Source organism: Achromobacter sp. NCFB-sbj8-Ac1-l (assembly GCF_052695805.1).
This window is the reverse complement of the sequence record NZ_CP199812.1, coordinates 5,580,560-5,595,682: the sequence shown is the minus strand read 5'-3', so window position 1 is coordinate 5,595,682 and position 15,123 is coordinate 5,580,560. Positions and strand designations below refer to the sequence as shown.

11 protein-coding genes are annotated in these 15,123 nt (G+C 67.9%); 1 reads left to right on the top strand and 10 read right to left on the bottom strand.

Annotated features, from left to right (window positions below; all coding sequences use genetic code 11):
- Positions 1–185: 185 nt before the first annotated feature.
- The 9 genes from ACUDP5_RS25685 to ACUDP5_RS25645 all read right to left on the bottom strand — a co-directional run bounded on the left by ACUDP5_RS25685 (position 186) and on the right by ACUDP5_RS25645 (position 12,977).
- Positions 186–1,661, bottom strand: a complete 1,476-nt coding sequence (locus ACUDP5_RS25685; protein ID WP_445657537.1) for a M81 family metallopeptidase — start codon at positions 1,659–1,661, stop codon at positions 186–188.
- A gap of 77 nt (positions 1,662–1,738) precedes the next feature.
- Positions 1,739–3,148 carry an amidase gene (locus ACUDP5_RS25680; protein ID WP_263909588.1) on the bottom strand — a complete coding sequence of 470 codons (1,410 nt, stop codon included), beginning with the start codon at positions 3,146–3,148 and terminating at the stop codon, positions 1,739–1,741.
- 26 nt (positions 3,149–3,174) lie between these two features.
- Entirely contained in the window at positions 3,175–4,863 is a 1,689-nt protein-coding gene (locus ACUDP5_RS25675) for an ABC transporter ATP-binding protein (RefSeq protein WP_263909590.1), read from the bottom strand.
- A 5-nt stretch (positions 4,864–4,868) separates the two neighbouring features.
- The gene (locus tag ACUDP5_RS25670) at positions 4,869–5,774 is read right to left on the bottom strand and encodes an ABC transporter permease (RefSeq protein WP_445657536.1); all 906 of its coding nucleotides are present in this window, start codon (positions 5,772–5,774) and stop codon (positions 4,869–4,871) included.
- Positions 5,775–5,783: 9 nt separating this feature from the next.
- Positions 5,784–6,725 (bottom strand): ABC transporter permease, encoded by a 942-nt coding sequence (locus ACUDP5_RS25665; RefSeq protein ID WP_263909595.1) that lies wholly within the window; start codon positions 6,723–6,725, stop codon positions 5,784–5,786.
- Between the two features lie 53 nt (positions 6,726–6,778).
- The gene (locus tag ACUDP5_RS25660; RefSeq protein WP_263909597.1) at positions 6,779–8,344 is read right to left on the bottom strand and encodes an ABC transporter substrate-binding protein; all 1,566 of its coding nucleotides are present in this window, start codon (positions 8,342–8,344) and stop codon (positions 6,779–6,781) included.
- Between the two features lie 83 nt (positions 8,345–8,427).
- On the bottom strand, positions 8,428–9,933 hold the full coding sequence (locus tag ACUDP5_RS25655) for a M81 family metallopeptidase (protein ID WP_263909599.1): 1,506 nt from the start codon (positions 9,931–9,933) through the stop codon (positions 8,428–8,430).
- Positions 9,934–10,009: 76 nt separating this feature from the next.
- Entirely contained in the window at positions 10,010–11,503 is a 1,494-nt protein-coding gene (locus ACUDP5_RS25650; RefSeq protein WP_263909601.1) for a CoA-acylating methylmalonate-semialdehyde dehydrogenase, read from the bottom strand.
- Between the two features lie 148 nt (positions 11,504–11,651).
- Positions 11,652–12,977 carry an aspartate aminotransferase family protein gene (locus tag ACUDP5_RS25645; RefSeq protein WP_263909603.1) on the bottom strand — a complete coding sequence of 442 codons (1,326 nt, stop codon included), beginning with the start codon at positions 12,975–12,977 and terminating at the stop codon, positions 11,652–11,654.
- 168 nt (positions 12,978–13,145) lie between these two features.
- Between ACUDP5_RS25645 and ACUDP5_RS25640 the strand changes: the two genes are divergently transcribed.
- Positions 13,146–14,564, top strand: coding sequence for an aminotransferase-like domain-containing protein (locus tag ACUDP5_RS25640; RefSeq protein ID WP_263909605.1), 1,419 nt, complete (start codon positions 13,146–13,148; stop codon positions 14,562–14,564).
- 67 nt (positions 14,565–14,631) lie between these two features.
- Here ACUDP5_RS25640 and ACUDP5_RS25635 read toward each other — a convergent pair whose 3' ends face one another.
- On the bottom strand, positions 14,632–15,117 hold the full coding sequence (locus ACUDP5_RS25635) for a dihydrofolate reductase (RefSeq protein WP_263909606.1): 486 nt from the start codon (positions 15,115–15,117) through the stop codon (positions 14,632–14,634).
- Positions 15,118–15,123 lie beyond the last annotated feature (6 nt).

Sequence of the window (15,123 nt, the reverse complement as noted above, 5' to 3'; positions counted from 1 at the left end):
AGATCCGGCCGCGGTGCAGCGCCGTGAAACAGGCGGGCAGCGGCATAGACGGATTCATCGTCCTGTAAGGACCGGGGCGAGTATACCGAGGCAGATCGCGCGTGGAGGGTGCGCCCAGTTACCGAAGATTTCAAAATGAAAGCCGGCGCCGTGGGGCGCCGGCCATATTGTCGACAAAACCGGCTTCAGAGCGGGTCGAGGGGGTAGATGGGGCGCCGCACGTGCTTGAATTCCAGCTGCCCATAATCGGACGTGGTGACGCCCACGCCGGTGCATTCGATCACGTCGGTCGCCATGTCGGAAAAGCCCGCCCGCCAGTGCACGCGGCTTTTCAGCACCACGTAGCGCTTTTGCAGCGGGTCGATGCCGGCCGACAGCAGGCAATTGATGTCGAAGGGTTCCTGGTGGCGCGAGACCACCACGATCTCGACCTGGCCGGTATCGATCACCACCGTCAGCCCGGTATCGTTGCGCACGCCGCGATACATCGGGCCGCGATTCAGGTAGACCCCGTCAAACACCAGCTTGACCCGTCCCGTGACCGTCAGCGGTTCGCTCGGTTGCTTGATGGCGGGCATGGCCACCTTGCCGCCCAGCGCCAGGGTGATCGGGTTGCCCACGCCGGCCGCGGCCGCCTCGCGCGCGGCCTGCGGGTCGCAGATCGCGTAGAACACGACATTGTCCAGTTCCTGGCGCAGCACTTCGGCCAGCACGGCAGTGGTGTCCATGGTGCCGCCCGAACCGGTGTTGTCGAAGTGGTCAAGCAGCACCACCGGCCCGTGTTCGATGGCCTTGGCGCGGGTGATGGTGGGCACCAGCGGCTCAGGATGAAAGACCCATTTGGCGCGGTCGTTCCAGGCGCGGTCCAGCAGCTCGTCGCGGTATTGCTCGGCCTGGGCCAGGTTGCCGTCCGTACAGACCACGGCGCTCAGCCCGGCTTCGCGGATATCCGCGTGCGGGAAGCCCACGAAGACCGAGGCGGCCAGCACGCCGCCGGCTTCGAGCTGCTTGCAGCGTTCCTGCAGCGATTTGTTGGGTTCGGTGTGCGTGCCCTGGCACATCACGTGCGGCAGCATGGGCTTGCTGGCCCAGGTCATGACCGGTTTGATTTCACCCTTGAGGGTGCGCACGATGACGTTGGCGGCGCGCACGCCCGCCTCGCGGATATCGACGTGCGGATAGGTATGAAAGCCGCTGATGACGGTGGCGTGGTCGACGATGTCGGCATAGATGTTGGCGTGCATGTCCAGCGTCACGGCCACGGGCGTCTTGGGGTCTATTTCGCGCAAGCGGCGCAGCAGGTCGCCTTCGGCGTCTTCCACGCCTTCGGCCACCATGGCGCCGTGCAAGTCCAGCAGGATGGCGTCGAAGCCGCCGCGCCGGACCTGGTCCAGCACCCGCTTGCACAGCGCTTCGTGGGTGTCGCTGCTGGCCGGCCCGCTGGGCCAGGATTCGGCCGCCACCGGCACCACGATCTCGGCGCCGACGCGCCGCGCCACCTCGATGTAACCGCCCAGGCCGCTATCGGTGTTTTCGTAGGCCCGGATGGCGCGCTCGCCTTCCAGGATGTCAGGGGCGCCGCGGAAGAACCGCGACAGCGGGGTCGGCACGGGCGAAAAGGTGTTCGTCTCGTGCTTGATCATTGCCAGAAGCCAACGCATGGGGTGTCCTGTGGGTTGCCAAAGGGGAAAGACCGGAAAGCAAAAGGGCCGGCGGGAAGGCCGGCCCACGGAAGGAATCAGGCCGCGCCGGGTGGCTGGGGCCACGGGTGCTGGGCCGGGCGCATGCGCTCCCAGGCGTGCGCCACGCGCAGCACGCCCAGATCGTCAAAGCGCGCGCCCGCGATCTGCAGGCCGATGGGCAGCCCGGCGCGGGTGTAGCCGCAATTGACGGACGCGGCCGGCTGCTCGCTCATGTTGTAGGGCAGGGTGTAGCCGATGTGGTGCATGGTGGTCGCCACGTCGTTGGTGGGCGCAGCCCACTCGGCGTTGTAGGCCACCACGGGCGCCACCGGCGACAGCACGTAGTCGTATGGGGCGCAGGCGGCCACGGTCCTGGCGCGTACGTTCAGGGTTTCGTAGTAGCTGCGGAACACGGCCTCGCCGGCCTGGCCGCCGCCGCTTTCGGCCCAGGTACGGATGAACGGCAGGATCTTGGCGCGACGCGTCTCAGGCAGCGCACCCAGGTCGATGGCCGAGCGCGTGCGCCAGAAGCGGTCGACGCCGTCCAGCATATCGGGCGTCATCCAGGGGTTCATGGGCGTGACGATGGCGCCGGCGGCCTCGAACAGGCGGGCTGCCGCCTCGACGGCCTGGCGGATCTCCGGGTCCAGCGGCAGGCCGCAGCCGGCGTCCAGCAACAGGCCGATGCGCAGGCCGCGCACGTCCTGGGTCAGGTTGAGCCAGTCGAAATCCTGGAAGGGCAGGCTCATGTGGTCGCGCACGTCGGGCTGCGACAGCACGCCCATCATCAGCGCGGCATCGGTGATGGTGCGGGTCATGGGGCCGGCGCAGCGGCCCATGAACGGCGGGTCGATGGGGATGCGGCCCAGGCTGGGCTTGAGCGTGGCGATGCCGCACCAGGCGGCCGGCAGGCGCACCGAGCCGCCGATGTCGGTGCCGATATGCAACGGGCCGTAGCCGGCGGCGGCGGCCGCGCCTGCGCCAGCGCTGGAGCCGCCGGGGTTCTTGGTGACGTCCCAGGGGTTGCGCGTCAGCTCGTGAAAGCTCGACAGGCCCGAGGACAGCATGCCGTAGTCGGGCATGGTGGTCTTGCCCAGCACGACGGCGCCAGCCTCGCGCATGCGGGCCGCGGGCGGGGCGTCCGCCGTCGCGGGTGTCAGTTCCGTGGCAGCGGTGCCCAGCGGCACCGGCACGCCGCGGGTGGCAATGTTTTCCTTGATGGTGGCGGGCACCCCGTCCAGCGTGTAGCCGCCGCAGACCTGGGGTTCGCCCTTCATCCAGCGCGCTTCCGAGGCGCGGGCCTGGGTCAGGGCCTGCTCCGGGTCCAGTGCGTAAGTGGCGTGGATGTGCGGTTCCCAGCGCTCGATATGATCGAGCACCGAACGCGTGGCCTCGACGGGCGACAAGGTCTTGTTGCGATAGGCCGAGAGCAGTTCCTGGGCCGAGAGTTCGTGCGGTTGCGGCATGGCGGGTTCCAGTGGATGAGGGCGCGTCAGGCGGTGGCGGCAGGCGTCTGGCCGGCCGCGACGGGCCGGAAATTGCGGAAGTCCCAGTCGCGCCCGGGCGCCGCGTCGATCAGGGCGCGGGTGTATTCATGGCGGGGTTCGGTCAGCACGGTTTCGGCGCTGCCGGTCTCGACGACCTTGCCGCGCTGCATGACCATGATGGTGTCGCAGATCTGCGCGGCCACGCGCAGGTCATGGGTGATGAACAGCACGCCCACGCCGGTGCGCTGGCGCACCTGTTCAAGCAGTTCCAGCACCTGCGCCTGCACGGACACGTCCAGCGCGGACACGGCCTCGTCGGCCACCAGGATTTCCGGGTCCATCACCAGCGCGCGCGCGATGCAGATGCGCTGGCGCTGGCCGCCCGAGAACTGGTGCGGGTAGCGCCGCATCGCGTCGGGGCTCAGCCCGACCACGGTCAGGGTTTCGCCGGCACGCTTGAGGGCCTCTTCGCGCGGCATGCCGAAATTGAGCAGGCCTTCGATGATGGATTCGCCCACCGTGCGGCGCGGGTTCAGCGACCGGTAGGGGTCCTGGAACACGATCTGGATGCGGCGGCGCACCGGGCGCAGCGCGGCGCCGGACAGGGTGCTGAGGTCTTCGCCGCCCATCATCATGTGGCCGGCCGTGGGCTCGATCAGGCGCACGATGCAACGCGCCACGGTGGACTTGCCCGAGCCGGACTCGCCCACGATGCCCAGGATCTCGCCCTTGCGCAGCGTCAGGTTCACGTCCGTGGCGGCGATGACGTTCTGCGGCGCGCGGCGCGACAGCAGCGCGCGCTTGCCGCCGTAGGTGCGGCCCAGACCCTTGACGTGCAGCACCGGCTGGCCGGCGGGCGCGTCGCGCCGCGACGGCACCAGGCTGGGCACGGACGACACCAGGCGCCGCGTGTACGACTGCTTGGGCTCGGCCAGGATCTCGTGGCGCGTGCCGCTTTCGATCAGGTCACCGCGGTTCATCACCACGATGCGGTCGGCAATCTCGGCCACCACGCCGAAGTCGTGCGTGATGAACAGCACGGCGGTCTTGTGCTTGACCTGCAGTTCCTTGATGAGCAGCAGGATCTGCTTCTGCGTGGTGACGTCCAGCGCCGTGGTGGGTTCGTCGGCGATCAGCAGCTTGGGTTCGAGGATCAGCGCCATGGCGATCACGATGCGCTGGCGCTGGCCGCCCGACAGCTGGTGCGGGTAGGCGTCGAAAATGCGTTCGACGTCGGGCAGGTGCACCGAGCGGAACATCTCCAGCACCTTGGCGCGGCGCTCGGCGGCCGACATGCGGCGATGCAGGCGCAGCACTTCGTCGACCTGCTTGCCGACCGTGTGCACGGGGTTCAGGGCGGTCATGGGTTCCTGGAACACCATGGCCATGCGGGTGGCGCGCAGTTCGCGCAACCGGCGCGGCGTGGCGCTGGCGACGTCTTCGCCTTCGACGCGGATCGAGCCCGCGTTGATGCGCAGCACGCCCGGCGGCAACAGGCCCATGACGGCCAGCGAGGTGACGGATTTGCCCGAGCCGGATTCGCCGACCACGCAGACGGTTTCGCCGGCATGCACGTCCAGGCTCAGGTTGCGCACGACGCGGTTGCCTGCGCCGGCGACTTCCACCGACAGGTTGCGGATGGCCAGGACGGCGGACGAGGTATCGCCCGCGGGCGGAGTGGGAGAGTAGGTCATCGGCATCAGATCCTGCGCACCATTTTCGGGTCCAGCGCGTCGCGCAGCGCGTCGCCCAGGATGTTCACGCTGAGCACGGTCAGCGACAGGAACAGGCCCGGGAACAGGATCAGCCCCGGCAGCATGCGGAAGTACATGCGGCCTTCGGACATGATGTTGCCCCAGGAGGCGATTTCGGGCGGGATGCCCGCGCCCAGGAAGCTCAGGATGGCTTCGGTCAGCATGGCCGAGGCGAACACGTAGGTGCCCTGCACGGTCAGGGGCGCCACGGTGCTGGGCACCATGTGGCGCCACAGCAGCAGCGGCAGCGGCGTGCCCAGCGCCAGCGCGGCCTCGACATAGGGCTCGCCGCGCACGGTCAGGATCTGGCCCCGCACCAGCCTCACCACCCGCGGAATTTCCGGGATGGTGATGGCGATCAGCACGGTCATCAGGCTGGCGCCGGTGGCCGACACCAGGGCGATCGCCAGCAAGATGCCGGGAATCGCCATGATGGCGTCCATGGTGCGCATGATGAAGCCGTCCAGCGACCGGAACCAGCCCGCTATCACGCCGATGACCAGGCCGATGGCCACGCTGACGACGGCGGCGCCCAGGCCTGCGATGAGCGAGATGCGCGCACCGTAGGCCACCCGCGACCAGACGTCGCGGCCGAAGGCATCCGTGCCGAATAGATAGTCGGCAAAGGGCTGCTTCAAGCGCGCGCCGGGGTTGATCTGGGTGGGGTCCACGGTGCCCAGCAGCGGCGCGAACACGGCGATGGCCACGATGACGGCCAGCACCACCAGGGCCAGCATGACTGGCCAGCTGCGCAGCCCCTGGCGGATCTGGCGCCAGGCGGTGACGTGGGGATTGCCGCCTCCGGGGAGGTCGGCGGCCGCCTCTACGGCGGCGTCGGTTGGCGTGTGCATGGCGTGGCCTCAGTATCGGATACGGGGGTCGAACACCGTGTAGGCGCAATCGACAACCAGATTGATGAACACGTAGACGAACGCGAAGAACAGCGTCAGCCCCTGGATCACGGGGTAGTCGCGCGCCAGCACGGCCTCGACCACCAACCGGCCCAGGCCGGGAATGTTGAAGACCGATTCGGTCACGACCACGCCGCTGATCAACAGCGCGATGCCCAGGCCCACCACCGTGGCGATGGGCACGGCCGCGTTGCGCAGCGCATGCCCCAGCAGCACGCCGGTTTCGGTCAGGCCCTTGGAGCGCGCCGTGCGAATGAAGTCTTCACCCATGACCTCGATGACGCTGGTGCGCGTGATGCGCGCGATCAGGGCGATGTACACGGTGGACAGCGCCAGCGACGGCAGGATCAGCCGGTGCAGGAACGGCCAGAAGCCATTGGCCAGTGGCGAATAGCCCTGCACGTTGAACCAGCCCAGCTTGATGGCGAAGGTCCAGATCAGCAGGTAGCCGGTGACGAACACCGGCACCGAGAAGCCCAGCACCGAAAAGCCCATCACGGCGCGGTCCAGCAGCCGGCCCTGGCGCCAGGCCGCCAGCACGCCCAGCGGAATCGCCACGATCAGGGTGAAGATCAGGGTCAGCACCGCCAGGCTGAGCGACGGCTCGAGCCGTTGGCTGATGAGCTTGGTGACCGGCACGCCGGACATCAGCGAGGTACCCAGGTCGCCCTGCAACAGCCGGCCGCCCCAGATGAAGAATTGTTGGACCACCGGCTTGTCCAGGCCCATCGTCTGGCGTATCTGCTCGACACGTTCAGGCGTGGCGCCGTCGCCGGCCATGATGATGGCCGGATCGCCCGAGCCCGCACGCAATATCGCAAAGACCACCACCGCGACCATCACCAGTACGGGGATGGTCGCGAGGAGCCGGCGTGAAACGAATGCCAGCATGTAATTCCCCCAAAATCAGGGCCTGCCTGAGGGCAGGCCCTGGCTGCTGCCCTTCAAGGGGCTTTTTTCACATTCCAGAACGCGAACACCGGTGCATGCACCAGGCCGGACAACTTGGCCGAGTACACGGTGGGCACGGACATCTGGCCCAGCGGCACGTACAGGCCCTCGTCGATGCCGATGCGCTGCAGCTCGTCGGCGATCTTCTTCTGTTCGGCCGGGTCGGAGGTCAGCGCGAACTTGGTACGCAGTTCCTCGACCTGGGGGAAGTCAGGCCAGCCGAACCAGGCGTTGTCGCCATTGGCCGCGGCCGGGGCCGAGCGCACCGGGTCCATGACGTCGGTGGCATACCAGTTGGTGTTGTGGATGTTCCAGCCGCCTTCGGCCGGCGCTGCCTTCGAGGCGCGGCGGGTCGCCACGCTCTGCCAGTCCATCGCCGCCAGGTTGACGTTGAAGCCGGCCTTGCGCAGGGCCTGGGCCATGACCACCGGCTGGGCCGACAGCGTGCCCACGTCGGTGGCGTGCATCACCAGGATGGGGGTGTTGTCGTAGCCGGCTTCCTTCAGCAGGGCCTTGGCCTTCTCGATGTTCGAGGGCACCACGACGTCCTTGCCGATGTCGGTTTCCAGCGGCGTGCCGCAGCCCCACAGCGATGCGCAGGTTCGCCAGTACTTGGGATTGCCCACCAGCGCCTTCATCACGTCTTCCTGGCCGATGGCGTACATGGCGGCCTGGCGGATCTTCTTGTTGTTGAAGGGCGGGTACTTGAAGTTGAAGCGGTACATCGTGAAGTAGCCGACCGGGCTGAGCGATTCTTCCTTCAGGTCCTTGTTGCCTTCGATCATCGGCAACAGGTCATAGGGGAATTGCTCGACGAAGTCGATCTCGCCGCCCAACAGCGCATTGGCGGTGGTCAGGGCGTCGGGCATGACGTCCCATTCGACCTTGTCCACGTTCACGACCTTGCCGCCGGCCAACCCGCTGGCGGGTTCCTTGCGCGGCACGTAGTCGGTGTACTTGGCGTAGACGGTCTTCACGCCCGGCTTGAATTCGACGATCTTGAAGGGGCCCGAACCGGTCATGTCGGTGATGGGCTGGCCGATGGCGAGGTCGGCGATGCGCTTGGGCATCATGAAGGGCGCCGTGCCGGTGGGCTTGGACAGGGCGCGCAGCGCCAGGTCCGTCGGTTCTTTCATGACGATGCGGAAGCTGTTGTCGTCGATGACTTCGATCTTGTCCGTGAACTTGAGCAGGGTGCGGCCCATGCCGTCGCCCGCGGCCCAGCGCTTGATGGACGCCACGCAGTCTTCGGCCGTGACGGGCTTGCCGTCATGCCATTTCTGGCCCGGGCGCAGCGTCATGGTGTAGGTCTTGCCGTCGGCCGAGACGTCCCATTTTTCCAGCATCTGCGGCTGGATCTTGTTGTTGGCATCGGTGGCCAGCAACGTGTCGTAGATCATGTAGCCGTGCCACGTCGTGATGTACGCGGTGGTGGCGTGCGGGTCGGTCAGCCGCAAAGGCGAGTGCATCACCGATTTGATGACGGTCTCGGCGTAGGCGCCGTGGGCCATCAGCAGGGTGGCGCTGGCCAAAGCGGCCGCGCGGACAAACTTGAGCATGAAAATCCCCTTGATGCGTAGTGAGCGGCGTGTTGAGCCGCTACGTCGTTAACGCGCCGCGCCAGGGGCGCGGCGTGCGAGGGTCAGGCTGTAGCGGGTCCGGCGAAGACCGGGCCGCAAGGCGCCATTCTGATGCCCGGACGCAACCGTGTCCATGGTTGTTTAGCCGCATCCATCAGCATCGAGCCCGGTGCGGCGCACACCAGGATCGTGTGCGCGATGGGCGTGAAATCAGCCCGGAAATGCGCCGAACTTTTCACCGCCAGGATCGCCGCGCGGCGCGGGTCCACCCCGGCGAAGCGGAACATCTCCTGGTCGGCCATCTGCACCTTGCTGGACGCCACCACGATGCGCACGCCGCCGATCCGCAGGCAGGCGCTGGGGCCGAGATCCATGTGGAAGCCGCGGTAGAACGCGCCGTGCGTATCGAAGCGCCCATCGGAAGTTTTCTCTACGATGAACTCGGCGTCCAGGGGTTCGTCATCAGGAATACCCGAATGTCCACCCAATGAAATTCGGACTGTCTTACCGACGCCTGCGCGGTGTGCGGCCAAGGCGGCCTCGGGGTCGACGATCAGGCCGATGGCAGCATCGCGAACGTCGTGGCGGATCAGGGCGCGCAACAGCCCCGTGGTGTCGGAACTGCCGCCGGCGCCGGGGTTGTCCTGCGCGTCGGCGATGACGATGGGCGCGTGGGCGTCGCGTGCCAGCCGCAGGGCCGTGGTCACCGCGTCGTCAGGGGTGTAGAGCGTGCCGCCGAAGTCGCGTTCGGCGTTGAGCACGGCGCGCGCCATTTCGTCGGCGGCCGCGTCGGCCTCGGCCTGCGTGGCTCCGTAGGCCCAGACCGCGGGCAGGCAATCCGGAAAATCCGCGGCCGGGAAACCGGTGGCGAACGACAGGCTCCGGGCGCCGCGGGCTTCGATGTCGCCCAGCCGCTGGTACAGGCTGCGCGACGGCTCGATGTCGGTGGACTGCCAGCACAGTGGAATCAGATAGGGCAACTGGCGCAGCGCGACGTGGCTGCGCGGCGTGCCCGCCAGGCGCTGTGCGAGCAGGGCGGCGGCGCGCTGGCCCGTCTCGGCCATGTCGATGTGCGGATAGGTGCGATAGCAGACCAGCGCGTCCGCGTGCTGCACCATGGCCCGCGTGACGTTGGCATGCAGGTCCAGGCTGGCAACGACCGGCACGTCGGGGCCCACCAGCGCGCGCACGCGCTTGAGCAGTTCGCCCTCGCCGTCGTCCAGGTGCTCGGTGACCATCGCGCCGTGCAGGTCCAGGTAGACGCCGTCCAGCGGCATGGCCTGCGACAGCCCCTGCAGGATCAGCGCGCTGATGCGTTCGAACGCATCTTCGGTGACCAGTCCGGAAGGGCTGGCCGCAGCCCAGGTGGCGGGCAGCAGCGTATGGCTGCCCATGGCCTCGATGAAGCCGGCCACCGGAATGTTGGCGCCGGCCACGGCCTGGAACATGGCCGGGCCGCTGACCAGCCTGGGCCAGCCGCCGCCCTTTTCGGCGAAGTCTTCCCACGTCGCGCGTGAGGGCGCGAACGTATTGGTTTCATGCTGAAAGCCGCCTATCCCGATACGCATCAGGATTCCCCTTGTTGTGTCTTTCGGCAAAGCCCCGGCCGCCGCGGCCGGGGCGGTGTGGACGCGTGTGGCGCGACTACTTGGCCACGGGCATGGTGAATTCCGCGCCCTTGGCGATGCTGTCCGGCCAACGCTGCATCACGCTCTTGTAGCGCGAGTAGAAGCGGATGCCTTCTTCGCCGTAGGCGTGGTGGTCGCCGAACAGCGACCGCTTCCAGCCGCCGAACGAATGCCAGGCCATGGGCACCGGGATCGGCACGTTGATGCCGACCATGCCGACCTTGATCTGGCGGGCGAAAGCGCGCGCCACGCCGCCGTCGGACGTGAAGCAGGCCACGCCGTTGCCGAATTCATGGGCGTTGATCAGTTCGACCGCCGAGGCGAAATCGGGCACGCGCACGATGCACAGCACCGGTCCGAAGATTTCTTCGCGGTAGATGTTCATGGCTGGCTTGACGTTGTCGAACAGCGTGCCGCCCAGGAAGAAGCCCTTTTCGTTGCCCGGCACCTTCAGGTCGCGGCCGTCGACCAGCATGTCGGCGCCGGCGGCGATACCGTCTTCGATGTAGCCGATCACCTTGTTGCGGTGCTGCGCGGTGACCAGCGGGCCCATTTCGGCGTCGCCGTTCATGCCGTCCTTGACCACCAGCGCCTTGACGCGCGGGATCAGGCGCTCGACCACCTTGTCGGCCACGTCGCCCACCGCCACGGCCACCGAGATGGCCATGCAGCGTTCGCCGGCCGAGCCATAGGCCGCACCCATCAGGGCGTCGGTGACCTGGTCCAGGTCGGCGTCGGGCATCACCACCAGGTGGTTCTTGGCGCCGCCCAGCGCCTGCACGCGCTTGCCGCGGCGGGTGCCTTCGGCGTAGATGTATTCGGCGATGGGGGTCGAGCCGACGAAGGACAGGGCCTCGACGTCAGGATGTGCGATCAGCGCGTCCACGGCCTGCTTGTCGCCATGCACCACGTTGAAGACGCCGGGGGGCAGGCCGGCTTCGGTCAGCAGTTCGGCCAGGCGCAGGGACGCCGACGGGTCGCGTTCGGACGGCTTGAGCACGAAGGTGTTGCCGCAGGCGATGGCCACGGGGAACATCCAGCACGGCACCATCATGGGAAAGTTGAACGGCGTGATGCCGGCCACCACGCCCAGCGCCTGGCGCATGCTCCAGTTGTCGATGCCGCCGCCGATCTGGTCCGAATACTGGCCTTTGAGCAGTTGCGGAATGCCGCAGGCGAATTCCACGATCTCGATGCCGCGCATGACTTCGCCCTTGGCATCCGAGAACACCTTGCCGTGCTCGCGGGTGATCAGTTCGGCCAGCTCGTCCTGATGCTTGTCCAGCAGCGCCTTGAAGTTGAACAGCACGCGCGAACGCTTGAGTGCGGGCGTTTCGGACCAGGCGGGAAAGGCGGCCTTGGCCGAGGCCACGGCCAGCGCCACTTCATCGGTGGACGCCAGCGGCACGGACGTGGTCACTTCGCCGGTGGCCGGGTTGAAGCCGTCGGCGTAGCGGTTGCTGCGGCCGTCGTAGTGCTGGCCGTTGATGTAGTGCGGAATCTTCTTCATGGGAAAGGCTCGGAACGGGTTCTTTGAAAATGCCGGAGGGCGGCCCAGGGCCGCCCGCGAGTGTGTCAGTGTGCGGCGGGCAGGCCCGCGCGCAGGTGGGGGACAACGCCCCGTCGGCGTCGCGTGGACGCGGCAGCGGGGCGCGGCGTCATGCGACTTCCTTGAGCGCCTTGCCGATCTGCTCGAAGATCTGGCCGATCTGGGCCTCTTCGATGATCAGCGGGGGCGAGACGGCGATGATGTCGCCGGTGTAGCGCACCATCAGGCCGCTGTCGAAGCATTTCTGGAACACTTCGGCGGCGCGTGCGCCCGGTGCGCCGGCGCGCGGCGCCAGTTCGATGCCGGATACCAGGCCCAGGTTGCGCACGTCGATGACGTGCGGCGCGCCTTTCAGGCTGTGGGCGGCCTGCTCGAACGCGCCGGACAGCTTGCGGGCACGGCTGAACAGGTCTTCGCGGCGGTAGATGTCCAGCGTTGCCAGGATGGCGGCGGCGGCCAGCGGGTGCGCCGAATAGGTATAGCCGTGGAAGAACTCGATGCCGCCGGCCGGTCCGTTGACGATGGCGTCGTGCACTTCGCGGCGCACGGCGACGGCGCCCGCGGGCACGGCGGCGTTGCTGACCCCCTTGGCCATGGCGATCAGGTCGGGCGTGACGCCGAAGAATTCGGATGCGGTGGCGGCGCCCAAACGGCCGTAGGCGGTGATGACTTCGTCAAAAATCAGCAGGATGCCGTGCTTGGACGTAATTTCGCGCAGCTTTTCCAGGTAGCCCTTGGGCGGGATCAGCACGCCGGTGGAGCCGGCCATGGGCTCGACGATCACGGCGGCGATGGTGGACGCGTCGTGCAGCGCGATGATGCGTTCCAGCTCGTCGGCCAGATGGGCGCCCCAGGCGGGCTGCCCCTTGGAATAGGCGTTCTGCTCCAGGTTGTGGGTGTGGGGCAGGTGGTCCACGGCGGGCAGCAGCGCGCCGGAGAAAGTCTTGCGGTTGGTCGAGATGCCGCCGACCGAGATGCCGCCAAAGCCCACGCCGTGATAGCCGCGCTCGCGGCCGATCAGGCGGGTGCGTTGGCCGTCGCCGCGGGCGCGGTGGTAGGCCAGCGCGATCTTCAGCGCCGTGTCGACGGACTCGGAACCCGAGTTGGTGAAGAAGACGCGGTCCAGGCCCTGCGGCATGAAGCTGGCCACGGCGGTGGCGGCTTCGAAGGCCAGCGGATGGCCCAGCTGGAAGCCCGGCGCATAGTCCATGATGCCGGCCTGGCGGGAAATCGCGTCGACGATTTCCTGGCGGCCGTGGCCGGCGTTCACGCACCACAGGCCGGCCGTGCCGTCCAGGATCTGGCGACCGTCGGCCGAGGTGTAGTACATGCCTTTCGCTGCCGCCAGCATGCGGGGATGCGCCTTGAACTGTTTGTTGGCGGTAAAGGGCATCCAGAGATGGGACAGGTCGGGCAACTCGGCGGGGGCGTTCATGGCGGCTCCAGGGGGTGACAGGCCCGGCTTTGCTTGCGTCGCGTGCAGGCAGCCGGCGGATGCGAATGATTCTGGTGCGTCCCGCGCGGATTGAAAATATACAATCCGCGCAAAGCGGGCTAACTGTATAGTTGCAAGCATGACAACTGTACAGTTAACGTTTCTGCCGTGATTGATTTCCAGCCCGTGCGCGCCCGCGGCCAGGCCCCCACGCTGGTGGACCAGCTGGTGGCGGCCATCCTGCAAGCCATCGAGGCCCAACTGCTGCGTCCGGGTATGTCCCTACCCTCGGTGCGCGAGTTCGCGCGCCAGCACGCGGTCAGCACCTTCACCGTGGCCAGCGCCTACAGCCGCCTGGTGTCGCTGGGCTGGCTGGCCGCACGCCCGGGCGCCGGCTACCGGGTGGCCCAGCCGGACGCGCCAGCCCGCCGGGGCGAGCCGCAATCCTGGGAGCCGCCCCGCCTGAACGCGAGCTGGCTGCTGTCGGACATCTTCGCGGACCACTCCATTCCCATCAAGTCGGGCTGCGGCTGGCTGCCCGGCGAGTGGCTGAATGAAGAAGGGCTGCACGTGGCGCTGCGCCACATGGGCCGGGTGCCGGCCATGCGCATCGCCCACTACGGCCATCCCTACGGCTACGCGCCGCTGCGTGAAACCATCGCCGCCACGCTCAGCGCGCAGGGCATGGAGGTCGAGGTATCCCAGGTGCTCTTGACCCAGGGCGTGACCCACGGTCTGGACATGGTGATCCGCACCCTGCTGCGGCCGGGCGACACCGTACTGGTCGAGCAACCCGCCTACGCCAACCTGTTGCAGATGCTGCGCCTGGCCGGGCTGCGGGTGGTGCCGGTGGCGCGCACCCTGGACGGCCTGGATTGCGACGCCCTGGAGCGCGCGGCCACGCAGCACCGGCCGCGGGCGCTGTTCGTCAACACCGCGCTGCAGAATCCGTCCGGGGCCAGCATCAGCATGGCCAACGCCTTTCGCATCCTGCAACTGGCCGAACGCCATGGTCTGTGGGTGGTGGAAGACGACATCTCGCGCGAGCTGGCGCCGGGCGTCACGCCCATGCTGGCGGCGCTGGACGGCGGGCGCCGGGTGGTCTACCTGGGCGGCTATTCGAAGGTCATCAGCCCGTCCGTGCGGGTGGGCTACGTGGTGGCGCATCGCGACCTGACCCGCGACATCGCTCGCACCAAGATGGCGGTGGGCCTGACCTCGCCCGAAATCATGGAGCGCATCGTCCACCAGGTCATCCGCGAAGGCCGTTACCGGGCGCACATCGAGCGCACCCGCGAACGCCTGGCCCAGGCGCACGCCAACGTGGCCGGACAGATGGCGCAGCATGGCTTCGAGGTCTATGCGCGGCCCCAGGCCGGCCTGTTCCTGTGGGCGAAGGTGGCCGGGCAGTGGCGCGAACGCGGCGCCAATGGCCTGGCCGAGTCGGCCCTGAAAGACGGCATCTGGCTGGCGCCGGGGTCGTATTTCGAGGCCGACGAGGCCGATACGCCCTGGGTGCGCTTCAACGTGGCCTATTCCGAAGCGCCGGCGCTATGGCGCTTCATGCGCAACGCCGGCGCCGCCTAGCGGATGCCGACGCCGCCTGGAGGATGCCGGCGTATCCCCGGCCAGGCCGCGCGCAGGCTGGCGCGGGTCAGGCCCGTTCGTACGTGACGAAATCGTAGTCGTAGCCGTTTTCGGCCGGCTGCGCTTCGCGCGCCGTTTCCTTCCATTGGAAGCCCGGCAGCAGCGGGAAGAAGGCGTCGCCCTCGACCTCGGCATGGACTTCCGTGGCCAGGATGCGGCGGGCCAGCGGCAGCGCCTGCGTATAGATCTGCGCGCCGCCAATCACGAAGGCGTCGGCGCTGTCGCCGCAGGCGGCGATGGCCGCTTCCAGTGACGGCACGAGCGTGGCGCCGGCGGCGCTGAAATCCGGATTGCGGCTGACGACGATGTTGGTGCGCCCGGGCAGGGGGCGGCCCAGCGATTCCCAGGTCTTGCGCCCCATGATGATGGGGTGCCCCAGCGTGCTGCGCTTGAAATGTGCCAGGTCGCCCGGCAATTTCCAGGGCAGGGCGTTGTCGCGCCCGATGGCGCGGTTGGTGGAATAGGCGACGATCAGGGTAAGGCTGGCGGACATGCGGTC